This window comes from Monashia sp. HAY1-11D (assembly GCF_056868035.1).
The window spans coordinates 3261263-3285879 of the sequence record NZ_CP200320.1 but is presented as its reverse complement, the minus strand read 5'-3'; the positions used below and the strand labels follow the sequence as shown (position 1 = coordinate 3285879).

Annotated in this window: 21 protein-coding genes; 4 read left to right on the top strand and 17 right to left on the bottom strand. The window is 71.5% G+C overall.

Annotated features, from left to right (window positions below; translation table 11 throughout):
* Positions 1-50 precede the first annotated feature (50 nt).
* Entirely contained in the window at positions 51-2324 is a 2274-nt protein-coding gene (locus AC1VM9_RS15165) for a polyribonucleotide nucleotidyltransferase (RefSeq protein WP_481345049.1), read from the bottom strand.
* Between the two features lie 186 nt (positions 2325-2510).
* Positions 2511-2780: a 30S ribosomal protein S15 gene (gene rpsO, locus AC1VM9_RS15160; protein ID WP_076261108.1), complete on the bottom strand. Its 270-nt coding sequence runs from the start codon at positions 2778-2780 to the stop codon at positions 2511-2513.
* A 242-nt stretch (positions 2781-3022) separates the two neighbouring features.
* Here rpsO and AC1VM9_RS15155 point away from each other — a divergent pair, with 242 nt between their 5' ends.
* On the top strand, positions 3023-3178 hold the full coding sequence (locus tag AC1VM9_RS15155) for a DUF6131 family protein (RefSeq protein ID WP_481340542.1): 156 nt from the start codon (positions 3023-3025) through the stop codon (positions 3176-3178).
* Positions 3179-3280: 102 nt separating this feature from the next.
* Here AC1VM9_RS15155 and lpdA read toward each other — a convergent pair whose 3' ends face one another.
* Positions 3281-4678, bottom strand: coding sequence for a dihydrolipoyl dehydrogenase (gene lpdA, locus AC1VM9_RS15150; protein WP_481340544.1), 1398 nt, complete (start codon positions 4676-4678; stop codon positions 3281-3283).
* A 197-nt stretch (positions 4679-4875) separates the two neighbouring features.
* On the opposite strand from lpdA, the gene AC1VM9_RS15145 reads away from it, so the two are divergent.
* Both AC1VM9_RS15145 and mctP read left to right on the top strand, forming a co-directional pair.
* Entirely contained in the window at positions 4876-5181 is a 306-nt protein-coding gene (locus AC1VM9_RS15145) for a DUF3311 domain-containing protein (protein ID WP_481340546.1), read from the top strand.
* A complete protein-coding gene (gene mctP / locus AC1VM9_RS15140) occupies positions 5178-6827 on the top strand; it encodes a monocarboxylate uptake permease MctP (RefSeq protein WP_483123202.1) in 1650 nt (549 codons plus the stop codon). Before AC1VM9_RS15145 ends, mctP begins: the two co-directional genes overlap by 4 nt.
* 133 nt (positions 6828-6960) lie before the next feature.
* On the opposite strand, the gene AC1VM9_RS15135 is transcribed toward mctP, so the two are convergent.
* The 12 genes from AC1VM9_RS15135 to ileS form a co-directional block, all read right to left on the bottom strand.
* Positions 6961-8097, bottom strand: a complete 1137-nt coding sequence (locus AC1VM9_RS15135) for an FUSC family protein (protein WP_483123201.1) — start codon at positions 8095-8097, stop codon at positions 6961-6963.
* Between the two features lie 24 nt (positions 8098-8121).
* Complete coding sequence (locus AC1VM9_RS15130; protein WP_483123199.1) at positions 8122-8739, bottom strand: penicillin-binding transpeptidase domain-containing protein; 618 nt, start codon at positions 8737-8739, stop codon at positions 8122-8124.
* Entirely contained in the window at positions 8649-10151 is a 1503-nt protein-coding gene (locus tag AC1VM9_RS15125; RefSeq protein WP_483123198.1) for a peptidoglycan D,D-transpeptidase FtsI family protein, read from the bottom strand. The genes AC1VM9_RS15130 and AC1VM9_RS15125 overlap by 91 nt, the downstream gene beginning before the upstream one ends.
* Entirely contained in the window at positions 10148-10648 is a 501-nt protein-coding gene (locus tag AC1VM9_RS15120) for a rod shape-determining protein MreD (protein ID WP_481345052.1), read from the bottom strand. The genes AC1VM9_RS15125 and AC1VM9_RS15120 overlap by 4 nt, the downstream gene beginning before the upstream one ends.
* Entirely contained in the window at positions 10645-11241 is a 597-nt protein-coding gene (mreC, locus tag AC1VM9_RS15115; RefSeq protein WP_483123197.1) for a rod shape-determining protein MreC, read from the bottom strand. The genes AC1VM9_RS15120 and mreC overlap by 4 nt, the downstream gene beginning before the upstream one ends.
* A gap of 309 nt (positions 11242-11550) precedes the next feature.
* Entirely contained in the window at positions 11551-12582 is a 1032-nt protein-coding gene (gene mreB / locus AC1VM9_RS15110) for a rod shape-determining protein MreB (protein WP_481345054.1), read from the bottom strand.
* A 115-nt stretch (positions 12583-12697) separates the two neighbouring features.
* Positions 12698-13120: a nucleoside-diphosphate kinase gene (gene ndk, locus AC1VM9_RS15105; protein ID WP_481340560.1), complete on the bottom strand. Its 423-nt coding sequence runs from the start codon at positions 13118-13120 to the stop codon at positions 12698-12700.
* Positions 13117-13542, bottom strand: coding sequence for a DUF4233 domain-containing protein (locus AC1VM9_RS15100; RefSeq protein ID WP_481340562.1), 426 nt, complete (start codon positions 13540-13542; stop codon positions 13117-13119). The genes ndk and AC1VM9_RS15100 overlap by 4 nt, the downstream gene beginning before the upstream one ends.
* 108 nt (positions 13543-13650) lie before the next feature.
* Positions 13651-14097, bottom strand: coding sequence for a hypothetical protein (locus tag AC1VM9_RS15095; protein WP_481340564.1), 447 nt, complete (start codon positions 14095-14097; stop codon positions 13651-13653).
* A gap of 29 nt (positions 14098-14126) precedes the next feature.
* Complete coding sequence (locus AC1VM9_RS15090; protein WP_481340592.1) at positions 14127-15464, bottom strand: bifunctional folylpolyglutamate synthase/dihydrofolate synthase; 1338 nt, start codon at positions 15462-15464, stop codon at positions 14127-14129.
* A 53-nt stretch (positions 15465-15517) separates the two neighbouring features.
* Positions 15518-16120, bottom strand: coding sequence for a GNAT family N-acetyltransferase (locus tag AC1VM9_RS15085; protein WP_483123196.1), 603 nt, complete (start codon positions 16118-16120; stop codon positions 15518-15520).
* 89 nt (positions 16121-16209) lie between these two features.
* Positions 16210-19476 carry an isoleucine--tRNA ligase gene (gene ileS / locus AC1VM9_RS15080; protein WP_483123195.1) on the bottom strand — a complete coding sequence of 1089 codons (3267 nt, stop codon included), beginning with the start codon at positions 19474-19476 and terminating at the stop codon, positions 16210-16212.
* A gap of 345 nt (positions 19477-19821) precedes the next feature.
* Here ileS and AC1VM9_RS15075 point away from each other — a divergent pair, with 345 nt between their 5' ends.
* Positions 19822-20355 (top strand): NUDIX hydrolase family protein, encoded by a 534-nt coding sequence (locus AC1VM9_RS15075; protein ID WP_481340570.1) that lies wholly within the window; start codon positions 19822-19824, stop codon positions 20353-20355.
* Positions 20356-20389: 34 nt separating this feature from the next.
* Here AC1VM9_RS15075 and AC1VM9_RS15070 read toward each other — a convergent pair whose 3' ends face one another.
* Together AC1VM9_RS15070 and AC1VM9_RS15065 are read right to left on the bottom strand one after the other, a co-directional pair.
* Positions 20390-22381 (bottom strand): TIGR03960 family B12-binding radical SAM protein, encoded by a 1992-nt coding sequence (locus AC1VM9_RS15070; RefSeq protein WP_481340572.1) that lies wholly within the window; start codon positions 22379-22381, stop codon positions 20390-20392.
* Positions 22382-22431: 50 nt separating this feature from the next.
* The gene (locus tag AC1VM9_RS15065; RefSeq protein ID WP_481346984.1) at positions 22432-24297 is read right to left on the bottom strand and encodes an AMP-dependent synthetase/ligase; all 1866 of its coding nucleotides are present in this window, start codon (positions 24295-24297) and stop codon (positions 22432-22434) included.
* Positions 24298-24617 lie beyond the last annotated feature (320 nt).

The following is a 24617-nucleotide window of genomic DNA, read 5'->3' as shown; positions in this document are numbered from 1 at the left end:
TCGGGGTGACGGGCCGCTCGCGATCCGTGCGGGACCGGGGCCTGGTGAGGTCAGACCTCGGCCGTCTCGGCGTCGGCCGGGGCCACGTCCGCGGCCTCCTTGGCCTCGTCGGCCCCGCCCTTGGCCTCGTCCTCGGGGAGGACGGCGCCGAGCGAGAGCTTGCCGCGGGGGTCGATCTCCTTGAGCTCGACCTGGACCTTCTGGCCGACCTTGACGACGTCGTCGACGCTGTCGATCCGCTTGCCGCCGACGAGCTTGCGCACCTCGGAGATGTGCAGCAGGCCGTCCTTGCCGGGCAGCAGCGAGACGAACGCGCCGAAGGTCGTCGTCTTGACGACGGTGCCGAGGAAGCGCTCGCCGACCTCGGGCATCTGCGGGTTCGCGATGGCGTTGATCGCCGCGCGAGCCGCCTCCGCCGACGGGCCGTCGACCGCACCGATGAACACCGTGCCGTCGTCCTCGATCGAGATGTCGGCGCCCGTGTCGTCCTGGATCTGGTTGATCATCTTGCCCTTCGGGCCGATGACCTCACCGATCTTGTCGACGGGGACCTTCACCGTGATGATGCGCGGCGCGTAGGGGCTCATCTCGTCGGGCACGTCGATGGCCTCCGCCATGACGTCGAGGATGTGCAGTCGCGCGTCGCGGGCCTGGGTCAGCGCGCCGGCCAGGACCGACGCCGGGATGCCGTCGAGCTTCGTGTCGAGCTGGATCGCCGTCACGAACTCCTTGGTGCCCGCGACCTTGAAGTCCATGTCGCCGAAGGCGTCCTCGGCGCCGAGGATGTCGGTGAGCGCGGCGTACCGCGTCTCGCCGTCGACCTCGTCGGAGACGAGACCCATCGCGATGCCGGCGACCGGCGCGCGCAGCGGCACACCGGCGTTGAGCAGCGACAGCGTCGAGGCGCAGACCGAGCCCATCGACGTCGAGCCGTTCGAGCCGAGGGCCTCGGACACCTGGCGGATCGCGTACGGGAACTCCTCGCGCGTCGGCAGGACGGGCATGAGCGCCCGCTCGGCCAGCGCGCCGTGACCGATCTCGCGACGCTTCGGCGACCCGACACGACCGGTCTCACCGGTGCTGTAGGGCGGGAAGTTGTAGTTGTGCATGTAGCGCTTGCGCGTCACCGGCGAGAGCGTGTCGAGCTGCTGCTCCATCTTGAGCATGTTCAGCGTCGTCACCCCCATGATCTGGGTCTCGCCACGCTCGAAGATCGCCGAGCCGTGCACGCGCGGCAGGACCTCGACCTCGGCGCCGAGGGCGCGGATGTCCTTCAGGCCCCGGCCGTCGATGCGGACCTCGTCGCGCAGGATGCGCTGACGCACCAGCTGCTTCTGCAGCGAGCGGAACGCGGCGGAGATCTCCTTCTCGCGGCCCTCGAACTGGGCGGCGAGCTGCTCCTTGACGGAGGCCTTGATCTCGTCGAGGCGCTCCTCGCGCTCCTGCTTGCCGGCGATGGTCAGCGCCTGGGCGGTGTCGGCCGACACGGCGGCCTCGACGGCGGCGTAGGCGTCGTCCTCGTAGTCGAGGAAGACGGGGAACTCCTCGACCGGCTTGGCGGCCTTGGAGGCGAGCTCGGCCTGGGCCTCGCACAGCTGCTTGATGAACTTCTTGGAGGCCTCGAGGCCCTCGGCCACGACCTCCTCGGTCGGAGCCTGCTTGCCCTCGTTGCGGACGAGGTCCCACGTCGACTCGGTGGCCTCGGCCTCGACCATCATGATCGCGACGTCGTCACCATTCGAACCCGGCACCACGCGACCGGCGACGACCATGTCGAAGGTCGAGCGCTCGATGTCGGAGAAGTTCGGGAAGGCGACCCACTGGCCGTCGATGAGCGAGACCCGCACGCCACCGATGGGGCCGGAGAACGGCAGGCCGGAGATCTGCGTCGAGGCGCTCGCGGCGTTGATGGCGAGCACGTCGTACTGGTGGTCGGGGTTCAGCGAGAACACCGAGATGATGACCTGGACCTCGTTGCGCAGCCCCTTCTTGAAGGTCGGGCGCAGCGGGCGGTCGATGAGGCGGCAGGTGAGGATCGCCTCGGTCGAGGGGCGACCCTCGCGGCGGAAGAAGCTGCCGGGGATCTTGCCGATGGCGTACATCCGCTCTTCGACGTCGACCGTCAGCGGGAAGAAGTCGAACTGGTCCTTCGGCTGCTTGCCGGCCGAGGTCGTCGACAGGAGCATCGTGTCGTCGTCCAGGTAGGCGACGACGGCTCCACCGGCCTGCTTGGCCAGGCGCCCGGTCTCGAACCGGACGGTGCGGGTGCCGAAACTGCCGTTGTCGATGACGGCCTCGGCGAAGGTGATGTCTGGACCCTCCATGTGGGCCCTCGCTTTCTTTTTCTCATGTAGCCGGTGCACATCGTCGTTGTGTGCCCGGTTTGTCTTCTGTGTACTGCCACGAGCCGGGTGGCCCGCGGGTGCGCTCGGCGTCGGAGCCCGACCCGGCCGCACCTACGACGAAAGGCGGTCACCGCGCACGCGCGGGGACCGCCTTTCGTCACATCGTCATCGACGCAGGCCGAGTCGCTTGATCAGCGAACGGTAGCGCTCGATGTCGGTGGTCTCGAGGTAGCGCAGCATCCGCTTGCGCTGGCCCACGAGCAGGAGCAGACCACGACGGCTGTGGTGGTCGTGCTTGTGCGCGCGGGCGTGCTCGGTGAGGTCCTTGATGCGCTGGGTGAGCAGCGCGACCTGCACCTCGGGGGAGCCGGTGTCGCCCTCCTTGGTGGCGTACTCGGCCATGATCTTCTTCTTGACGTCAGCGTCCAGGGGCATGGATGACCGACTCCTTCTTCACTCGTTGCGCGGTGCGCCAGGGCATGTCCACCTGGGCTCTCTCGTTCCGCGGCCGGAACACGGCGTCTCAAAGACTAACAGCGCCGGCCACCGCGCACTAATCGGCGCCGGCGGGGGCCCGCTTGACCGATTCGTGACCAGTGCCTGCGTTCCTCCTGTGACCGTGCCGGGTACGACATGGTCGTCTCGGGGAAACCTCTCGTAAGGAGCGAAGCGACACCATGATCATTCTCGGACTGATCCTGCTGATCGTCGGGCTGCTCGCCAAGATCAGCATCCTCACGACGATCGGCATCATCCTGCTCGTCGTCGGCGCGGTCCTGTTCGTGCTCGGCGCCACCGGACGCGCTATCGGCGGACGCAAGCACTGGTACTGATCGGTCGCAGCAGACGTCGAAGGGCGCCCCATGGCTCACGCCGTGGGGCGCCCTTCGCGCGTCGGACGCGTCCCGTGACGGGACGCCTCGGAGGTCGAGGCCTCAGAGGTTGATCATGTGCCCCGCGATGCCCTCGATGGCCTCCTTCATGGCCTCGCTCAGGGTCGGGTGGGCGAAGACGTTGCGGGCCACCTCGTCGGCCGTGAGGTCCCACTGCTGGGCCAGCGTCAGGGCCGGGAGCAGCTCCGTGACCTCGGGGCCGATCATGTGGGCACCGAGCAGCTCGTTGTGCTCGGCGTCGGCGACGATCTTGACGAAGCCGACGCCCTCGGCCATGCCGCGTGCCTTGCCGTTGGCCGAGAAGGGGAAGCTGGCCGTCTTGACGTCGTAGCCCTTCTCCTTGGCCTGGGCCTCGGTGTATCCGAAGGAGGCGATCTGCGGCTGGCAGAAGGTCGCCCGCGGGATCATGTCGAAGTTCAGCTCCATCGTCTCGGCGTCCGCGATGGTCTCGGCGGCGACGACGCCCATGGCCTCGGCGGTGTGCGCCAGCATGAGCTTGGCGGTGACGTCACCGATGGCGAAGACGTTGGGCACGCTGGTGCGCCCGCGGCCGTCGATCGCGACGGCGCCGCGCTCGGTCATCTGCAGACCGAGGGACTCCAGGCCGTAGCCCTCGGTGCGCGGGGCGAAGCCGAAGGCGGCGAGGAACTTGTCGGCCTCGAGGACGGTCTCGTCTCCCCCGGCGGCCGGGGCCACCGTGACGCGTACGCCCGAGCCGGTGTCCTCGACGTTCTTGACGGCGGTCGAGAGCAGCACCGTGACGCCGAGCTTCTTGTACTGGCGCAGCAGCTCCTTGGACACGTCGGGGTCCTCGGTCGGCACCATGCGGTCGAGGAACTCGACGATGGTGACGTCGACGCCGAAGTTCTTCATGACGTAGGCGAACTCGACGCCGATGGCGCCCGAGCCGCCGATGACGATCGAGCCCGGCAGGTCCGCGTCGAGGATCTGCTCCTCGTAGGTGACGACGTTGTCGCTGACCTGCATGCCGGGCAGCATCCGGACCTGGGCGCCGGTGGCGATGATGAGGTTGTCGAAGGTGACCGAGCGCGACGAGCCGTCGTTGAGCGCGACGTCCATCGAGGTCGCCGACGTGATCGTGCCCCAGCCGTCGATCTCCTCGATCTTGTTCTTCTTCATGAGATAGTGCACGCCCTTGGCGCTCGCGTCGGCCACCGAGCGGCTGCGCGAGTGCGTGGGCCCGTAGGACATCGTGGCCTCGCCCTCGATGCCGAAGGTCTTCTTCTCGTGCGTGATGATGTGCGCGATCTCCGCGTTGCGCAGCAGCGCCTTGCTCGGGATGCAGCCGACGTTGAGGCACACCCCACCCCAGTACTGCTTCTCCACGACGGCGACCTTCTTGCCCAGCTGCGCCGCGCGGATCGCCGCGACGTAGCCACCGGGACCGGCACCGAGCACAACGACATCGAAATCAGCCATGGGGGTCACCCTATCCGGGAGGCACCCTGGCCCCGACCGCGGTTCCGCCGACGCAGACCGCGAGGTCACGAACCGGGTGTCGTTCGCCAACAGTTCGGCATTCAACGGTGTCAGGGACCCCATTCCGGGGCACGCTGGGAGTACGTTCCTGACGCACGGCCGGACCGGTCCGGCCCCGACCAACGGAGGTCACCGTCGTGAGTTCCACTCCGCACCGCCACTCGGCTCCGCCGGCGAACAAGGGCCTGCTGGCCGTCGCCGGAGTTCTGCTCGCGATCCCGCTCGTCGCGCTGACGCTCGTCGGCACGTACGCCAAGGACGAGCCGCGCGTCGCCGGCTTCCCGTTCTTCATCTGGTACCAGTTCGTCTGGGTGGTCATCACCTCGGCGCTGACGTACACCGCCCACCGCCTCGTCCTCAAGGCGCGGCCGCACCGGCCGATGAACCCCGAGGGTGACGAGTACCTCGACGACGACACGACGACGGGTGGTGGGCTCCGATGAACCAGGGAGTCAACGGCATCGCCCTCGCCGTCCTCGTCTTCTTCTTCGTCGTCGTCGCAGCGGCCGGCTTCTGGGCGGCGCGCTGGCGCCGTCCGGCGAGCATGGAGAGCCTCGAGGAGTGGGGCCTCGGCGGCCGGACCTTCGGCACGTGGATCACGTGGTTCCTGCTCGGAGGCGACCTCTACACGGCGTACACGTTCGTCGCGGTTCCCGCGGCCATGTGGGCCTTCGGCGCCGTCAACGGCTTCTTCGCCGTGCCCTACACGATCGTGCTGTACCCGATCATCTTCGTCTTCATGTCCCGCCTCTGGTCCGTGTCGCACCGGCACGGCTACGTCACGCCGGCCGACTTCGTCCAGGGCCGTTCGGGTTCGCGCGTGCTGTCGCTCGCCGTGGCGGTCACCGGCTTCCTCGCGACGATGCCGTACATCGCCCTGCAGCTCGTCGGCATCCAGGCCGTCCTCGAGGTGGCGGGCGTCGGCGGCGGCGGCAACATCCTCGCCAAGGACGCACCGATCTTCATCGCGTTCCTCGTGCTCGCGCTGTACACGTACACCTCGGGCCTGCGCGCGCCGGCGATCATCGCGTTCGTCAAGGACATCCTCATCTACCTCGTCATCATCGTCGCGGTCATCTACCTGCCCTCGAAGGTGGGCGGCTGGGGCCACATCTTCGACGCGGCCAAGCAGAAGATGACGACGACGACGAACGCCGCCACCGGCAACCCGAACGTCTTCATCCCCGGGCCGAAGGCCTACTGGGCCTACGCGACGCTCGCCCTCGGGTCGGCGCTCGCGCTGTTCATGTACCCGCACTCGGTGACGGCCAGCCTGTCGGCCAAGAGCCGCACCACCATTCGCAAGAACGCCTCGATCCTGCCGGCGTACTCGTTCCTGCTCGGCCTCCTCGCGCTCCTCGGCTGGGTCGCGATCGCCGCCGGCACCAAGCCGGTCGGGCTCGACGGGAAGGTCAACGGACAGCTGGTGATCCCCCAGCTGTTCGAGGACATGTTCCCGTCGTGGTTCGCCGGGGTCGCTTTCGCCGCCATCGCGATCGGTGCGCTCGTTCCTGCCGCGATCATGTCGATCGCCGCCGCGAACACCTTCACGCGCAACGTCTACCGGGCCTGGCTGCGGCCGAACGCGACGATCGAGCAGGAGGCCAAGGTCAGCAAGATCACCTCGCTCGTCGTCAAGGCGTTCGCCCTGCTGTTCGTCCTCTTCCTCGACAAGAGCAACGCGATCAACTTCCAGCTCCTCGGCGGCATCTGGATCCTCCAGACCTTCCCGGCGCTCGTCTTCTACCTCTACACGCGCTGGTTCCACCGGTGGGCGCTCCTCGTCGGCTGGGCGGTGGGCATGGTGTACGGCACGCTCGGGGCGTACAACGTGACGAACAAGGCAAGCGGCGCGCCCTTCGCCGGCTCGGTCGCGCAGATCCCGGTCATCGGCCAGCTGGGGTACATCGCGCTGACGGCGTTCGTCCTCAACGTCATCGTCGCCGCCGTGCTCACCCTGGTGTTCCGAGCCGCGAAGGCGCCCGAGGGGATCGACCAGACGATCCCGGCGGACTACTTCGCCGACGCCGGCGACCCGCGCGTCGAGAAGCTGCCGGCGACGCCGGAGCAGGCCGCGCAGTCCCGCTGACGGCCTCGACGCGTCGAGCAGGGAGGGCCGGGTCCGGGCGACCCGGCCCTCCCGCTGTGTTCCCGCTCTTGCCGCCGACCCGCCGACCCGCCGAGCTCGTGGCGGCGTGGTCGAGTCGGGTGTGTCGCCGGGCTCAGTCGCGGTCGCGCTCGGGAGGGATCGCGGCATGGGCGTCCTCCTCGCCGAGCCCGGCCACCTGGAGCAGGTCCACGACGAGCGAGCGCAGCTGGGCCAGGACGGTCTCGGACGCGAGGCTCGACGTTCGCGGCAGCTCCCCCGTGGCCGCGGCGACCTCGAGCAGGCCGCGCAGACCGACGGAGGCGGCCGCGTTCTCGGACAGCGCCCGGGCCATGACGTCGTTGGCGTCGGCGAGGCGGCCGAGCAGCGCGCGGTAGCTGTCGGGCAGGTTCTCGCCCCGTGCCACCGAGATCGTCACCCGACGAACGAGCACGCGGGTGCTGCGCATGGCGATGTCGAGGGGCTCGACGAGCTCGGCCATGGACCGGACGCGCGGGGCGTGCCGGCGCCGCGACAGCGGTGAGCTCGTGATGACGTCAAGGCCCTCGTCGGCGGCCTGGCGCAGCTCGCGCAGCAGCGACTCGGTGCCGCGCGCCGACGCGAGCACCGAGGCCGCCGCGTCGACGTCACCCCCGGCGGCCAGGGTGGCCGCCTGCCGCAACAGCTCGCTGATCTTGGCGACGGCCTCGGAGGCCGCCACGCGGGGCCGGCGCAACGGCGCCTGCGGCACGACGACCGCGGCGACGAGAGCCACCGCACCACCGATGAGCGCGTCGGTCCAGCGTGACAGCGCCTGGCCCGGGCTCGCGGCGAGGGCGACGATGACGACGCTCTGCACGGCTGCCTGCGTCACGAGCAGCGGACCGCCGTCGAGCAGGACGGCGAAGGCCATCGAGAACAGCACGACGACGGTGATCTGCCACGGACCGCTGCCGGCGACGTGCACGAACACGTCGGCCGTGAAGACACCGACCGCCACCCCCACTGCGACCTCGAGCACGCGTCGGACCCGCTGCCCGTACGACATCCCGAGGCAGACGATGGCCACGATCGGGGCGAAGAACGGCGTCGCGTGCCCGACCAGGTCGTGCGCGACGAGCCACGCGACGCCTGCGGCCACCGAGCTCTGCAGGAGGAGGAACGCCCGGGACCGCAAGCGGGACAAGCGGGTCCGCACCGTGAGCCGGCTGCGACGCCACGCCCGGTCGAGGGCCTCGACGACGGGCGCGTCGGTCCGCAGGTAGTCGTCCACGTCGGCCTCTCGGGTCCGGGTCGGTCACATCCTCAGGGCAAGGATGGCATCGAAGATCTCACGCACGGCGGGGGCCGCGACCCGCGACCCCGAACCGCCCTGGCTCACGACGACGGCGACGACGTACCTGGGCCGGGTCGTGGGGCCGTACCCGACGAACCACGCTGTGGCCTTCTTGCCGAACACCTCGCCGGTGCCGGTCTTGCCCGCGACGGGGTACCGGTCCTGCGGGAAGCCGGCGAACGCGGTGCCGGCCGACCCGCCCGGGCGCGTCACGTCGCCGAGGGCGGCCCGGACGTACGCCCCGACGTCGCGGCGCAGCGGCACGGTGCCGACCCGTCGGGGCGCGATGGGCGTCGTGGTCCCGTCGGCCGCTCGGTAGCCGGCCGCGACCTGGGGCTGCCACAGTGTGCCGCCGTTGGCGAGCGCGGCGTACACGGTCGCCATCTGGAGCGGGGTCACGGCCGTGTCCCCTTGTCCGATCGAGAAGTTGACGGCGTCGCCGGCTCGGTACTCGTAGCCGCTCGCGCAGTTCTCCCGCGCCAGGCGGGTCAGGTAGGCAGCCCGGGCCCGGTCGGTGCGGGCGAGCCGGGGTAGCCGGTGCCGGCCCGACGACAGGTGGTCTCGCGCGTGGCGGCCCACGTCGCCTCCTTCCACTGCCGGTCGGCGACGCGTCCGGCGGACTCCCCCGGCAGGTCGACGCCGGTGCGCCGGCCGAGGCCGAACGCCCGGGCCATGGACACGAACGGGTCAGGCGCGGTCACCGGCGCGGTGAGACCACCCTGCGCGCGCCACGCCTCGTACGCCAGGCGGTAGAAGACCGTGTCGCAGGAGACGACGAGCGTCCGGTGCAGGTCGATGGGCCCGTAGCCCCGGGACTCGAAGTTGTGGAACACGTGGCCGTCGACGTCGAGGGCCGGGGAGCAGTCGTAGGTGCCGTCGAGCCGGGCACCGGACTGGACGGCGGCCGCGACCGAGATGACCTTGAAGGTCGACGCGGGCGGGAACGTCTGCGCCGTGAGCCGCGACGACAGCGGGACGCCGGCGGCCTCGCTCGTCAGCCCCGCCAGCTCGCGCGCGGTGATGCCACCGGTGAAGAGCCCGGGATCGTAGGTCGGGTGGCTCGCGGCCGCCACCACGGCACCGTTCGTGGCGTCGAGGACGACGGCGGCGCCGGCGTCGGCCGGCAGCCTCTGCGCCCGGGCCCGCCCGACGACCCGCGCGAGCGCGGCCTCGACCCGCGCCTGGAGGCGGGCGTCGACGTGGGTGACGACGTCACGCCCCGGCACCGGCGGGGTCCGCGAGACGATGCCCGTGACGATCCCGCGCGGGTCGACGGCGACGACCGTCGAGCCGTTCACGCCGCGCAGCACGGCGTCGTACTGCTGCTCGAGTCCCGAGCGGCCGACGACGTCCTCGGCGTCGAGCGTGCCGCCGCTGGAGGCGACCTCGGACGCGTCGGCCCTGGCGACCCAGCCGAGCAGGTGCGGCGCGAGTGCACCATCCGGGTGCGGGTAGCCTCGAGCCGGCTCGGCACGCACACCGACACCCGGGTACCGCTCGGGCTGCTCGAGCAGGGTGAGCGCGCGGCGCTCGTCGACGCCGCCGGCCACCGGGACGGGCACGTACGGGGAGCCGTTGAAGCAGGCCGGCGCGCGCGGCGCACCCGCCGTGCCGCAGAGCATCGTCTTGCCCCAGAGGCGGTCGAAGGGCAGGCCGAGCCCGGCGGCCACGGACGCCACGAGCCTCCTGCCGCCGTCCCCGGCGCGGGCGAGGCTGGCCCGCTCGATCGTCACCGTGGTCGTGAAGGTGGTGGACGCCAGGGGCGCGCCGGTGCGGTCGAGGATGCGGCCGCGCAGGGCGTGCTCGGTGACGGTCCGGGTGTGGGCCGTGGTGGCCGCCCGCGCCAGCTGGGGCCCCTCGACGAGCTGCAGCTCGCCGAGGCGCCCGACGAGCAGGCCGAAGAGGACGACGACGAGCACGACGACGACACCGACGACCCCGGTCCGCGGGCGGGCCCGGAGGCGCCGCGCACGGTGCGGCCGCCCCCTCACCCGAGTCTCCGGCGCACCAGTGCGCGGTCGAGGGCGATGAGGACGGGCACGGCGACGAGCCCGACGGCCACGGTCGAGGCCAGGCGGGCAGCGCTGCCCGGGACGTCGACGCCGCGCTCGGCCACGAGCGCCATGACCGCGCGGACCAGGCCGACGACGGCTGCCGACGCCGCGAGTGCCGCGAGCGGCCGCAGGCCCGAGCGGGAGGCCGGGCTGGAGAAGAGGCCTGCGACGAGGCCCCCGACCGCGGTGACGAGCGGCACCAGGCCGAGCGGCGTGCTGACCGGCGGGACGAGCTGCACCGCCCACCCGGCCGCGAGGCCGACGAGGGCGCCGTGCACCGGACCCCGCAGGACGGCCGTCGTGGCGACCCCGATGAGGACGAGGTCGGGCACCCAGGCACCGGGCACCCCCAGGCCGGGCAGCACGGTCGCCGCGACGAGGGCCGCGACGGCCACGTACCCCGCCCGGAGCACCCCGAGCAGCGTCGGCCTCACGGCGCCGCTCCCGTCGCGGACGGCTGCGTTCGTGCCGCCGACGCCACCCCGACGAGCCCCGGCCCCGCGCCCGGTTGCTGCGTGGCGCGCGGAGCGGTGCGCGGTCCGGGGACGAGCACGGCGACGATGTCGACGGCGTCGAGGTCGACGGCGGGCCGGACCGTCGCCGTCACGCTCAGGCCCCCGCTCGATGGGTCGACGTCGGTGACCGTACCGACGAGCACGCCTGCGGCATAAGGGCGTTGGTCGATGCTGCCCATAGTTCGCACGACGTCGCCGACGACGGCGGTCCCCGGCCGGACCAGCGACAGGGTCAGTGACCCACGGGGGCGTGCCTCGCGGTCGGCGGTCCCCGACGCCGCCACCGTCGCGAGCATGCCGGCCGGACCGACTCGCACGCCGACGACCGATCCCGTGGACCCGAGCACCTGCACGTCGCTGGTCCAGGGCGACACCGACACGACACGCCCGACGAGGCCTTCGGCGGCCACGACCGTGGAGTCGGTCTCGACGCCGTCACGCGCCCCGACGTCGATGGTGACGCGCCGGCCGCCGAGCGGGCCGAGAGCCGTGCCGACCACGCGCGCGGGCACGAAGGCGTGACCGGCAAGCGTCTCCGTCCCGAGGAGCGAACGGAGCCGGCCGAGTCGTCGAGGGAGTGCTGCTGGTCGGCGACGACGGCGCGCAGCCGGGTGTTCTCCTCCTCGAGGCGGTCTCGGTCACTCCGCGACGGGCCCGCGAGGAGGCGCTGCACCGGCCCGAGCACGGCACCGGAGGCCCGGCGCACCGCGGCGGTCGCCGCGGAGCCGGCCAGGTCGGCGACGAGCAGCACGAGCGTCAGGGTCACGAGAACCGCGAGGAGCCGGCGGCGAGCCGTGCCGGTCATGGTCGGGTGCTCGTCGTCACGGCCGGGCACGCGGGTCGCCGACGAGGACGCGCTCGAGGCTGGGGAAGTCGTCGACGCACCGGCCGGCGCCCCTCGCCACCGCTCGCAGGGGGTCGTCCGCGACGTGCACCGGCACGCCGAGCTCGTGCCGCATCCGCTCGTCGAGCCCGCGCAGCAGGGCTCCGCCGCCGGTCAGCGTGATGCCGCGATCGACGATGTCGCCGGCGAGCTCGGGCGGGCAGACGTCGAGCGTGGCCCGCACCACCTCGATGATCTGCAGCACCGGTCCCTCGATGGCGCGGCGCACCTCGGCCGAGCCGACCTGGACGGTCCTGGGCAGGCCGGTGACGAGGTCGCGCCCGCGCAGGCGGGTGGTCAGCTCCTCGCGCAGCGGGAACACCGACCCGACGGCGACCTTGAGGTCCTCCGCGCTGCGCTCACCGAGCAGGAGGGAGTACTCGCTCTTGACGTGGCTGACGAGCGCCTCGTCGACCTCGTCGCCGGCGACACGCAGCGACGTCGACGTGACGATGCCGCCGAGGCTGATGACCGCGACGTCCGTCGTGCCGCCGCCGATGTCGACCACCATGCTGGCCGCCGTCTCGTGGACCGGGAGCCCGGCACCGATGGCGGCGGCCATCGGCTCCTCGACCATGTAGACCCGGCGGGCACCGCAGCGCGTCGCGGCGTCCTCGAGGGCCCGCCGCTCGACGCCGGTCACCTCGCTCGGCACGCAGAGGACCATCCGCGGCCGGACGAGACGGGACGTGCGCACCCGGTCGATGAACCAGCGCAGCATGCGCTCGGTCTCGTCGGCGTCGGACACGACGCCGTCGCGCAGGGGGCGGACGGCGCGGATGCTGCCCGGCGCGCGACCCAGCATCTCCTTGGCGCGGGCGCCGGCCGCGACCAGGCGTCCGGTGCCGGTCTCGACCGCCACGACGGACGGCTCCTCGAGGACGACGCCCCGTCCGCGGACGTGGATCAGCGTGTTCGCCGTCCCGAGGTCGACCGCGAGGTCGCGTCCCAGGGGCGGCCAGGTGCTCATGGCCGGGATTGTGTCTCGCCCCGGCGGCAGGACCGAGCCCATCCGGCGAGTGTCGCCGGATGCGTGACCTGCGGGACCAGAGGGACCTGTGGGGCTCCGGGGAGCCCGCCGAGGGTCAGAGCCCGGGGAACCAGATGGCGACCTCGCGCGCGGCCGACTCCGGAGAGTCGGAGCCGTGCACGATGTTCTGCTGGACCTTCGTGCCCCAGTCGCGGCCGAGGTCGCCACGGATGGTGCCGGGGAGCGCCTCGGTGGGGTTGGTGGCACCGGCGAGGGCACGGAAGCCCTTGATGCAGTCCTGGCCCTCGATGACGACGGCGGCGACCGGTCCGGAGCTCATGAACTCGACGAGCGGCTCGTAGAACGGCTTGCCCTCGTGCTCGGCGTAGTGGGCGGCCAGCTGCTCGCGCGTCGGGGTGAGTACGGCGAGCCCCGCGAGGCAGTACCCCTTGGCCTCGATGCGGCGCAGCACCTCACCGGTGAGGCCACGGCGGAAGCCGTCGGGCTTGACGAGGACGAGAGAACGTTCCGAGGTCACCCGTCCACCCTATCGGCCGGGTCGGCCGCGCCCGTCGCGGCCTCCCGCTCGCGGCGGGCCATCTCCGCGTCGATCGAGGCGCCCTTGACGAGGCAGGTGACCCACAGGGCGAGGAAGAAGAGCCCGACGACGAGCATCATCGGCACGACGACCGCGCTGGCCAGGGTCAGCACCTGCACCGCCCAGCCGAGCGTCAGGCCGTACGGTCGACGCATCGAGCCGGCAGCCAGCACGCACAGCGCCGCGAGGCCGAACCCGACGACGAGGTAGGCCGTGCCTCGTCCCGGCTCGTCTGCGGCCGACGTCACGCCGCGGGCCACGAGCGCGCCGAGCAGGATGCACAGCGACTGGCCGCCCAGGACGGTGGCGAGCATGCGCCACGTGAACTTTCCGGTGGTGCCGTGCAGGCGGAGGGCGTTCATGGGTGTCGTCCTGTGTCGGTGATCGTCGGTGTCGTGGTCGGTGTCGTGGTCGGTGTCGTGGTCGGTGTCGTCGTCGATGTCGGGCGCTGAGGGAGCGGACGGAGCGGCTCAGTAGTCCTGGGCGGTGTCCCACGTGCGGATGACGGCGCGGGCCTCGGCGCCGCTCGCGCCGGTGGCCTCCGCGTAGAGGCTCATGGCGTCCTCCCGGCGGCCGGAGCGGACGAGCTCGCTGATGCGGGCCCGCGCCTCGTCGGTCAGACGGCCGTCGGTGAAGGAGGCCGCGGCATCGCGCACCCCCGGGCCCCGTCCGGGGACGAACCACTGGTCGATGGCTCGCCTGGCGTCCGTGAGCGGTGCCCCCGTCGCCTCCCGGTAGACCTTGATGGCGTTGACCCGGTGTCCCGCGCTGATCTGGCGGCTGACGGTGGCCCGCACCTCGTCGGTGAGGCCGACCACCTGGCGGTCCGGGTCGCGGCGTCCGACGACCCGCCCCCACAGCACGACGACGACCACGACGAGCGCGACGACGACCACGAGCTTGAAGAGGGGGTGCATGCGCCCAGCCTAGGTGGAGGGTCGCAGCGTCAGACGTCGGTGTGACCGAGCAGCATCCGCACCTCGCCGGCCGTGATGACCGAGCCGGTGGCGACGACTCCGCCGCCCATGCCCTCCTGCTCCGCGAGGGTCACGGCCTGCTCGAGGGCGTCGGGCAGCGACGGGACCACCGTGACCCGCGAGTCGCCGAAGAGCTCGCGCGCCAGCTCGCCGAGCCGCTCGGGGTCGAGGGCGCGCGGTGACGTGCTGCGCGACACGACGACATGGTCGAGCGCCGGCTCCAGCACCTCCAGCAGGCCGACGGCGTCCTTGTCGGCGACGATGCCGACGAGCCCGACGAGACGGGTGAAGGTGAACGACTCCTGCAGCGCTGCGACGAGGGAGCGCGCGCCGTGCGGGTTGTGCGCGGCGTCGACGAGGACGGTCGGCGAGCGACGGACCACCTCGAGACGACCGGGCGAGGTCATCGACGCGCAGGCGGTTCGCAGCACGTCGGTGTCGAGGGGCTGCGTCCCGCCGCCGAGGAACGCCTCGACCGCCGCGACGGCGGTGGCCAGGTTGCTCGCCTGGTGCGCACCGTACAGCGGCAGGAACAGGTCGGGGTGGTCACCGGCGAGGCCGCGCAGCGACACCTGCTGCCCGCCGACGGCGACCTCACGTTCGAGCACGCCGAAGTCGTTGCCCTCGAACACGATCCCTGAACCACCGACCTCCTCGACGCGGTCGAGGAGGACGCGCGCCACGTCCTCGTCCTGGACCCCGGACACCGTGAACGAGTCGGCCTTGATGATGCCGCTCTTCTCCTCCGCGATGGCGACGACGTCATCGCCGAGGATGTGGGTGTGGTCGAGGTCGACCGGTGTCACCACGGCGACCTGCCCGTCGACGACGTTCGTGGCGTCCCAGGACCCGCCCAGCCCCACCTCGATGACGGCGACGTCGACCGGCGCGTCGGCGAACGCGGCGTACGCGACGGCGACCAGCACCTCGAAGAAGTTCATCCGGCGCCCGCCGTCGGCGAGGGAGCGCGCGTCGACGATCTCGACGAGAGGCGCTACGTCGTCGTAGGCCGCGATGAACTTGTCGCGCGGGATCGGTTTGCCGGACAGCGTGATCCGCTCCCGGATGTCGTGCAGGTGCGGCGAGGTGAACCGCCCGGTCGACAGACCGGTCTCGCGCAGGATGGCGTCGATCATCCGGCTCGTCGACGTCTTGCCGTTGGTGCCGGTCAGGTGGATCGAGGGGTAGGCGCGCTGCGGGTCGCCGGCCAGCTCCATGACGGCACGGATCCGCTCGAGCGAGGGACCGATGTCGTTCTCGGGGGCACGGGCGAGGATCTCCTCCTCGATCTCGCGGACGCGCTTCATCTCCGCGAGGTTGCGCGCGGCCTCGATGGCCGCGGCGTCGGGCCGCCCGCCGCTCACGACGCGTCCTCCGTCCCGGACGGGTCCTCCACGGCGAGGTCGCGACCGTCGACCTCCGCGTCGGTGAGGTGGGCGACCTCGGCGCCGTCGGTGGTCGATGCGGGTCTCGGCAGCGGGCGTGCCATCCAGACGCTCACCGGCATGTCCGACCCGCCGGCCTCCCGGTGCGTCTCGGTGAAGCCGTGACGCGCGTAGAAGCGCGCCGCGCCCTTGTTGCCCTCGATGTGCGACAGGACGATGCGATCGTGGCCACCCTCGACGGCCCGCTCGACGACGGCGTCGAGCAGCCGCGAGCCGATGCCGCGCCCGTGGTGGTCGGGGAGCACGTAGAGCTTCCACAGGACGAAGTCGTCGTCCTGTGGGCCGAAGGTGGCCACGCCGACGACGTCGTCGCCCTGCAAGGCGACGATGGTGCGGCCCTTGCGGATCGAGGCCGCGACGACGTCGGTCGTCCACCACTTGGCCAGGCCCATGGCGACGTACTCCGGGCCGACGAGCGGCTCGTAGGTCGCGAGCCACGTGCGGTGCCCGACCGACAGCACGCCGGACAGGTCGTCGCCGACCGCCGGGCGCACCACGATGCCCTCCACGTCCGGCATGCCCTCCACGTCCACGCGGCCCTGGCTACCCTGGCGGCCCTGCCCGAGGCCCTCGCCGCGACCACCGTGCGTGCCCGTGCCAGCCGCGATCATCGCTTCTCCACGACGATCGTCGCGGTGTGGTCGTCGCCGACCACGACCCGCGTGCCCACCCCGTCGGGCAGGGCGTGCTCCGGGCCCGCCGACGCGAACTGAACGGCGAGGGTCTCGCCGACGATGAGGTCACGGTGGTCGACGGTCGCCTCGAACACCTCGGGCGAGCCCTGGATCGTCAGGCTGATGCGGTCGCTGACGTGCAGCCCGGCGTCGCGCCGCGCCTGCTGCACGGCGCGGACGAGGTCGCGGGCCACGCCCTCGGTGGCGAGGGCCGGCGTCACCGCGGTGTCGAGCACGACGAACCCGCCGCCGGGCAGCATCGCCGTCGCCGCGCTGTCGGCGCCGTCACCGGACACCACGGTCTCGAGGGCGTACTCCCCCTCGACGAGCGCGAGGCCACCGGACGTCACGACGCCGTCGGGCGAGACGGACCAGTCACCGGACTTGCTGCCCCGGATGGCCGCCTGGACGTCCTTGCCGAGACGCGGGCCGGCGGCACGCGCGTTGACCGTGAGCCGCTGGGTCACGCCGAAGTCGGCCTCGCTCGCGGTGGCCAGGTCCACGAGCACCAGCTCCTTGACGTTGAGCTCGTCCTGCACGATGGAGCGGAACGGTTCGAGCGCCCCCGGCTCGGGCACGACGACGGTGAGGCCGCCGAGCGGCAGGCGTGCCCGCAGCTGGCGTGCCTTGCGCAGGCTCGACCCGACCGAGCAGACCTCCCGGGCCCGGTCCATGGCGAGGACGAGGTCGTGGTCGGCCGGCAGGTCGTCGACGAGCGGGTAGTCGGTCAGGTGCACCGACCGGCCGCCCGTGAGGCCACGCCAGATCTCCTCGGTGACCAGGGGCAGCAGCGGCGCGATGGCGCGCGTCACCGTCTCCAGGGCCGTGTAGAGCGTGTCGAAGGCCGCGAGGGACTCCTCGGTCTCGCCGCCCCAGAACCGGTCGCGCGAGCGCCGGATGTACCAGTTGGTCAGGACGTCGAGGAAGCCGCGCATGGTGTCGCAGGCCGCCGCGATCTCGTACGCGTCCAGCTGCTCGGTCATGTCGCCGACGAACTCGCGCAGCTTGGCGAGCAGGTAGCGGTCGAGCGCGTCGGTCGAGCCCGTCGACCACCTCGCCTCGTAGCCCTCGCCGCCGCGTGCCGTGTTGGCGTAGAGCGCGAAGAACGACCAGGCGTTCCACAGCGGGATCATCACCTGGCGGACGCCGTCGCGGATCCCCTGCTCGGTGACGACGAGGTTGCCGCCGCGCAGGATCGGGCTGCTCATGAGGAACCAGCGCATCGCGTCGGCACCGTCGCGGTCGAAGACCTCCGTGACGTCCGGGTAGTTGCGCAGCGACTTGCTCATCTTCTGCCCGTCGGAGCCGAGGACGATCCCGTGGCTGACGCACGACTTGAACGCGGGCCGGTCGAAGAGAGCCGTCGCGAGGATGTGCAGCGTGTAGAACCAGCCGCGCGTCTGCCCGATGTACTCGACGATGAAGTCGCCGGGGAAGTGGTGCTCGAACCACTCCGCGTTCTCGAACGGGTAGTGCACCTGCGCGAAGCTCATCGACCCGGAGTCGAACCAGACGTCGAAGACCTCCTCGACGCGGCGCATCGTCGACGTCCCGGTCGGGTCGTCGGGGTTGGGACGCGTCAGCGAGTCGATGAACGGGCGGTGCAGGTCGGTGACCGTGACGCCGAAGTCGCGCTCGAGCTCCTCGAAGGACCCGTAGACGTCGACGCGCGGGTACTCCGGGTTGTCCGACTTCCACACCGGGATCGGGCTGCCCCAGAAGCGGTTTCGTGAGATCGACCAGTCGCGGGCGTTGGCCAGCCACTTGCCGAACTGGCCGTCCTTGATGTGTGCGGGCGTCCACTCGATCTGCTGGTTGAGCTCGAGCATGCGCTCCTTGATCTTCGTGACCTCGACGAACCACGAGGACACCGCCATGTAGATGAGCGGCTGGCGGCAGCGCCAGCAGTGCGGGTAGCTGTGGTCGTAGGTCTCGCGACGCAGCAGCACCGTGCCGGGTGTGACCGAACCGGTGTCGCCCTCGCCGCGGGTGGCGGCCTTGAGGTGGTCGATGATGTGGGGGTTGGCGTCGAAGACGTGCATGCCCTCGTAGTCGGTGACCGGGTAGGTGAAGCGCGCCTCGGTGCTCACCGGGACGACCGGCGCGATGCCCTCGCGGTCGGTGACGAGCTTGTCCTCCTCACCGAAGGCGCCGGCGCTATGGACCAGGCCCGTGCCGTCGGTCGTCGTGACGAAGTCGGCCTCGACGACCCGGTGTGCGCGCTCGTGGCCTTGGTAGTAGCTGAACGGCGGCGTGTACGTCCGGCCGAAGAGCTCGGATCCCTTGAGCCGCTGGACGATCCGCTGCTCGGCGTCCTCGCCCAGCTCGCGCTTGTAGGCAGCGAGCCGCGCTTCCGCGACGATGTAGCGCTCGGCGGTGCCGGTGACGTCGGACTCGACGACGACGTAGTCGATGTCGGGGTGGACCATGATCGCGAGGTTGGCCGGGAGGGTCCAGGGCGTCGTCGTCCACACGAGGGCGAGCTCGCCGGTCTCGAGGCGCAGGCCGACGGTCACGGCCGGGTCCTGACGCATCTTGTAGACGTCGTCGTCCATCCGCAGCTCGTGGTTGGACAGCGGGGTCTGGTCGTTCCAGCAGTAGGGCAGCACGCGGAAGCCCTCGTAGACCAGGCCCTTCTCCCACAGCTGCTTGAAGGCCCAGATGACCGACTCCATGTAGCCCGGCTCGAGCGTCTTGTAGTCGTTGTCGAAGTCGACCCAGCGGGCCTGGCGCGTCACGTAGTCGCGCCACTCCCCCGTGTACTTGAGCACCGAGGCGCGGCACGCGTCGTTGAACGTGTCGATGCCGAGCTCGATGATGTCCTGCTTGGTCTTGAGGCCGAGCTGGCGCTGCGCCTCGAGCTCGGCGGGCAGGCCGTGGGTGTCCCAGCCGAACCGGCGCTCGACGCGGCGGCCGCGCATCGTCTGGTAGCGCGGGACGATGTCCTTGACGTAGCCGGTGAGCAGGTGGCCGTAGTGCGGCAGGCCGTTGGCGAAGGGCGGCCCGTCGTAGAAGACGAACTCGTTGTCGCCGTCGGTGCCGGCGTCGCGGTTCTCCACCGAGGCGATGAAGGTGCCGTCCTCGTCCCAGTACCGGAGGACGCGCTCCTCGATCTCGGGGAAGCGCGGGTTCGACGGGACGCCGGTCGCGCGGGCGTCGTCGGGCGTCGGGGCGGACGTGGTGACCTTGGGGTAGGTCATGCTGCGGGCTCCTGGGTCGGCGGTCTCTCGGCTGGTCGTGTGCCGGGGACGACGTCACCGCCGCGGTACCACCCCGCTTGCCGCGCGGGCCCGGGGGCGCGCGACCGCTCGTTCCTGGCTGTGACGGGCCACCCGTCCGGTTCTACTGGGACGCCGCCGGCTCGCGGTGTCGGTTCTTCCGGAGGCTCGCCGCTGATGACGGCTCGAACGCCTGTGCCCGCCAGTCTAGCCTGTCGGCTGCCTCGCCCGCCCTGCACCGGCCCGGCCGGGGCCGTCTCGACCTCACGCGGGCCGCCCGGCGGGCCGTCCCCGGCGGCCGGCCGGCCGTTTGGCACTATGTGAGCCATGACGGAAGTGGAGACGACCGGTGCGTGGCTCAGCCGCGAGGACCTCGACAACGCACGTGAGCGGCTCCCGATGCTCTACGTCCACGCGGTCCCGGTCCGCGTCGACGACAAGGGACAGGTGACCCACCTGGGCCTGCTGCTGCGCGCCGACAGCGACGGCGGCATCGGCCAGGAGGTCGTCGGCGGGCGCGTCCTCTACCACGAGAAGGTGCGCGACGCGCTGCTGCGACACATCGAGAACGACCTCGGTCCCATGGCGCTGCCGCGGATCCCCTTGTCGCCGCAGCCGTTCACCGTCGCCGAGTTCTTCCCCACGCCCGGGGTCACGCCGTTCCACGACCCGCGCCAGCACGCCGTGTCGCTCGCGTTCGTCGTCGCCGTCATGGGCGACTGCCGGCCCCAGAAGGACGCCCTCGACCTGTCGTGGGTCACCCCGGACGAGGCCGTGACGATCTCGGTGTCGACCGACATGAGCAACTCGCACGGCGTCCTCGTGCGCCAGGCCCTGGCCCACGTGGGGCACCCCGTCTGAGCCGACCGAGGGGGCGCGAGCGCACGAGCCGGCGTCAGTGCTGGTGCTCGAGCAGCTCTTCCCTCTTGCTGCCGAGCACCGTCAGCGGCAGCAGGGTCTTGCCCGTCGGGCCGATCTCTATCTCGGTGCCCATCTGCGGGCAGACGCCGCAGTCGAAGCACGGCGTCCACCGGCAGTCGTCGACCTCGGTCTCGTCGAGGGCGTCCTGCCAGTCCTCCCAGAGCCAGTCCTTGTCGAGGCCGGAGTCGAGGTGGTCCCAGGGGAGCACCTCGGACTGGGCACGCTCGCGGGTCGTGTACCAGTCGACGTCGACGGGCAGCCCCTCGAGCGCCACCTCGGCAGCGCGCATCCAGCGCTCGTAGGAGAAGTGCTCCGACCAGCCGTCGAACCGGCCGCCGTCACGCCAGACCTGCTCGATGACCCGGCCGACGCGGCGGTCGCCGCGTGACAACAGCCCCTCGACGATGCCGGGCTGGCCGTCGTGGTAGCGGAACCCGATCGACGAGCCGTAGCGCCGGTCGGCGCGGATCGCCTCGCGCAGCTTGAGCAGGCGTGCGTCGGTGGCCTCGGCGCCGAGCTGGGCGGCCCACTGGAACGGGGTGTGCGGCTTGGGCACGAACCCGCCGATCGAGACCGTGCAGCGGATGTCGCGGCGGCCCGAGACCTGTCGGCCCGTCTCGATGACCTTCTTGGCGAGCTCGGCGATCTGCAGGACGTCCTCGTCGGTCTCGGTGGGCAGCCCGCACATGAAGTAGAGCTTGACCTGGCGCCAGCCCGCGCCGTACGCCGCGGCGACCGTCTTGATGAGGTCCTCCTCGGACACCATCTTGTTGATGACCTTGCGGATCCGCTCCGAGCCGCCCTCGGGGGCGAAGGTCAGGCCCGACCGGCGGCCGTTGCGGGTGAGCTCGTTGGCGAGGTCGATGTTGAAGGCGTCGACCCGCGTCGACGGCAGGGACAGGCCGGTCTGGGTGCCCTCGTAGCGGTCGGCCAGGCCCTTGGTGATGTCGGCGATCTCGGAGTGGTCGGCCGAGCTGAGGGACAGCAGGCCGACCTCCTCGAACCCCGTGGCGGCCAGGCCCCGCTCGACCATCTCACCGATGCCGGTGATCGACCGCTCGCGGACCGGGCGGGTGATCATGCCGGCCTGGCAGAACCGGCACCCGCGCGTGCACCCTCGGAAGATCTCGACCGACATCCGCTCGTGCACCGACTCGGCGAGCGGCACGAGCGGCTGCTTGGGGTACGGCCAGGCGTCGAGGTCCATGACGGTGTGCTTCGAGACGCGCCACGGCACGCCGTGCGCGTCGGCGGCCGGGGCGACGCGCTGGATGCGCCCGTCGGGCAGGTAGCTGACCTCGTAGAACGCCGGGACGTAGACCCCGCCGGTGCGGGCCAGGCGCAGCAGCACCTCGCGGCGCCCACCGGGGCGCCCCTGCGCCTTCCACTGCCCGACGATGTCCGTGATGGCGAGGACGGCCTCCTCGCCGTCGCCGATGACCGCGGCGTCGACGAACTCCGCGATGGGCTCGGGGTTGAACGCCGCGTGGCCCCCGGCGACGACGACGGGGTCGTCGTCACCGCGGTCGGCGGCGTGCAGCGGGATGCCGGCGAGGTCGAGCGCCGTCAGCATGTTCGTGTAGCCGAGCTCGGTGGAGAAGCTGAGGCCGAACAGGTCGAAGTCGCGCACCGAGCGGTGGCCGTCGACGGTGAACTGGGGCAGCTGGGCCGCCCGGAGCTGGGCCTCCATGTCGGGCCACACGGCGTAGGTCCGCTCGGCGAGCGCGTCGGGACGCTCGTTGAGGACCTCGTAGAGGATCATGACGCCCTGGTTCGGCACGCCGACCTCGTACGCGTCGGGGTACATCAGGGCCCAGCGGGTGGTCAGCTCCTCGCCGCCGGGGCCGTGCCCACCGACGTTCCAGTCCTTGACCGTGGAGTTGAGCTCACCACCGACGTACTGGATGGGCTTGTTGACCCGCTCCAGCAGGGGCTCGAGGGCGTTGAACAGGGACTCTCCGGGCATTGGTCCATGGTAAGCGGCCGGACGCGTCGGCCCGAATCGCGAGAGCGCTGTCACGCGTCGGCGGCGTACATGGCGTCGAGCTCGGCGCGGTGCTTCTCGGTGACGATCTTGCGCCGCAGCTTCATGCTCGGGGTGAGGTCGCCCTCCTCGACCGTGAGGTCGTGGTCGAGGATGGTGAACTTCTTGATGGTCTCCCAGCGGTTGAGCCCGGCGTTGAGCCGGTCGACATAGCCCTGGACGAGCTCGCGCGCCTCGTCGGAGCCGGCGATCTCGGCGTAGGAGCGCCCGGCGAGCCCCTGCGTCGCCGCCCACGCGGTGATGGCGTCGGGGTCGAGCGTCACGAGCGCCGTGGCGTAGTTGTGCCCGGCGCCGTGGACGAGGAACTGGCTGACGAACGGGCACTCGCCCTTGATCTTCGCCTCGATCTCGGCCGGCGCGACGAACTTGCCGCCGGAGGTCTTGAACACGTCCTTCTTGCGGTCGGTCACGTAGAGGAAGCCGCGCTCGTCGATGCGGCCGATGTCGCCGGTACGGAACCAGCCGTCCTCGCTGAGGACCGCCGCCGTGGCCTCGGGGTCGTTGTGGTACCCCCGCATGACGCCCGGCCCCTTGACGAGGATCTCGCCGTCCTCCTCGGCGATGCGCACCTCGGTCCCCGGCAGCGGCCAGCCCACCGAGCCGTAGCGGTACTGCCCGGGGTCCGGCGGGTTGACGGCGGTGCCCGACGACGTCTCCGTCAGGCCGTAGCCCTCGCCGACGAGCAGGCCGACGGCACCGAACCACCGGGCGACGTCCGGGTCGAGGGGCGCCGAGCCGCTGATCATGAACCGGACCCGGCCGCCGAACCGCTCCTGCACCTTGGACAGGACGAGGCGGGTGGCCAGACGGTGCTGGGCGGCGAGCAGGGCCGGGGGCTGCTCCCCCACCTCGCGCAGGTCGCGCACCTTCGCACCCACGCCGAGCGCCCAGTCGATGAGCCGCTTCTTGACGCCGGTCTCCTGGCCGAGCATGAGCATGACCCGCCCGCGGGCCTTCTCGAAGATGCGGGGCGGACCGGCCATGAACGTCGGTCGGATGACCGCCATGTGCTCGACGATCTTGTCGATGCGGCCGTCGACCGCGGTGGGAAAGCCGATCTGCAGGCCGGTCGCCAGCAGCATCTTGCCGAACACGTGCGACAACGGCAGCCAGAGGAACTGGAGGTCGTCCTTCGTCAGTGTGCCGATGGCCTCGATGACGGCACCCTCGTACACGACGCTGTCCTGCGCGAGCCGCACCCCCTTGGGACGACCCGTCGTGCCGGACGTGTAGATGACGACCGCCAGGTTGTCCGGGCCGAGCTGGTCGATGCGCGAGTCCACGAGGTCGGGCGTCGCCTCGAGCCACTCGGCGCCCCTCCGGGCCAGTTCGTCGGTCGTCATGACCCAGCCGTCGTCGCTGCCCGGTCCGGTGAGCGCGACGACCTGACGGACGTCGGGGATCTCGCTGCGCACCTGCCGGAGCTTGGCCACCTGGGCCTCGTCCTCGGCGAAGACGATCCCGCTGCCCGAGTCGGACAGGATGTAGGCGACGTCCTCGGCGATGGTCGTGGGGTACACCGTCGTCGTGGCGCCGCCGGCACAGATGACGGCGAGGTCGGCCAGGACCCACTCGACGCGGGTCGTCGACGCGATGGCGACGCGGTCCTCGAGCTGCACGCCGAGGCTGATGAGGCCGGCGGCCCACCGGCGCACGACCTCGTCGGTCTCGCGCCACGTCAGGGTGCGGAGCGTAGTGCTCTCCGGAGCGAAGAAGAGGTACGCCGGCGCGTCCGGGGAGTCGGCGACGCGGCGCCGGAACAGCTCGCCGACGCTCGGGGCCCGGTCGTCGAGCACCTCCTGTCGCACAGGCTGGTCGGCACGTGACATCAGCGGCATGGGGGCTCCTTCGTCGCCACGGCGGCCCGTCATCGGCGTCAGCGGGCCGTCGTCCTTGCCGGGATGATGTCAAGGAACCCCGGTCCAGTCACGCATCGGTGACCGAACGACACCGCACCGTGACCCGTGGGTAACCCCGGGCGAGAACCGGGGCCGGCGGGTCCGACGCGAACGAGGCCTGCCCGCTGGGCGTCTGGCCCCACTCCCTACGACACTGCTCACTCTGGCTGAGCACTGACGTACGGGACGGGGGGTGTGCTCCCGGAGGGTGGGTGCCCGCGTCGCTGCGACACTGCTCACTCTGGCTGAGCACTGACGTA

Excerpts from the sequence above, each read along its gene's own strand:
- mreB (WP_481345054.1), bottom strand. The coding sequence starts at position 12,582 with ATGAGCACCTGGCCGCCCCTGGGACGCGACCTCGCGGTCGACCTCGGG.
- AC1VM9_RS15085 (WP_483123196.1), bottom strand. The coding sequence starts at position 16,120 with ATGCCGGACGTGGAGGGCATCGTGGTGCGCCCGGCGGTCGGCGACGAC.
- AC1VM9_RS15100 (WP_481340562.1), bottom strand. The coding sequence starts at position 13,542 with ATGAACGCCCTCCGCCTGCACGGCACCACCGGAAAGTTCACGTGGCGC.
- AC1VM9_RS15070 (WP_481340572.1), bottom strand. The coding sequence starts at position 22,381 with ATGCCCGGAGAGTCCCTGTTCAACGCCCTCGAGCCCCTGCTGGAGCGG.
- AC1VM9_RS15065 (WP_481346984.1), bottom strand. The coding sequence starts at position 24,297 with ATGCCGCTGATGTCACGTGCCGACCAGCCTGTGCGACAGGAGGTGCTC.
- ileS (WP_483123195.1), bottom strand. The coding sequence starts at position 19,476 with ATGACCTACCCCAAGGTCACCACGTCCGCCCCGACGCCCGACGACGCC.
- rpsO (WP_076261108.1), bottom strand. The coding sequence starts at position 2,780 with ATGCCCCTGGACGCTGACGTCAAGAAGAAGATCATGGCCGAGTACGCC.
- AC1VM9_RS15155 (WP_481340542.1), top strand. The coding sequence starts at position 3,023 with ATGATCATTCTCGGACTGATCCTGCTGATCGTCGGGCTGCTCGCCAAG.
- AC1VM9_RS15075 (WP_481340570.1), top strand. The coding sequence starts at position 19,822 with ATGACGGAAGTGGAGACGACCGGTGCGTGGCTCAGCCGCGAGGACCTC.
- mctP (WP_483123202.1), top strand. The coding sequence starts at position 5,178 with ATGAACCAGGGAGTCAACGGCATCGCCCTCGCCGTCCTCGTCTTCTTC.
- AC1VM9_RS15095 (WP_481340564.1), bottom strand. The coding sequence starts at position 14,097 with ATGCACCCCCTCTTCAAGCTCGTGGTCGTCGTCGCGCTCGTCGTGGTC.
- AC1VM9_RS15090 (WP_481340592.1), bottom strand. The coding sequence starts at position 15,464 with ATGAAGCGCGTCCGCGAGATCGAGGAGGAGATCCTCGCCCGTGCCCCC.
- AC1VM9_RS15165 (WP_481345049.1), bottom strand. The coding sequence starts at position 2,324 with ATGGAGGGTCCAGACATCACCTTCGCCGAGGCCGTCATCGACAACGGC.
- lpdA (WP_481340544.1), bottom strand. The coding sequence starts at position 4,678 with ATGGCTGATTTCGATGTCGTTGTGCTCGGTGCCGGTCCCGGTGGCTAC.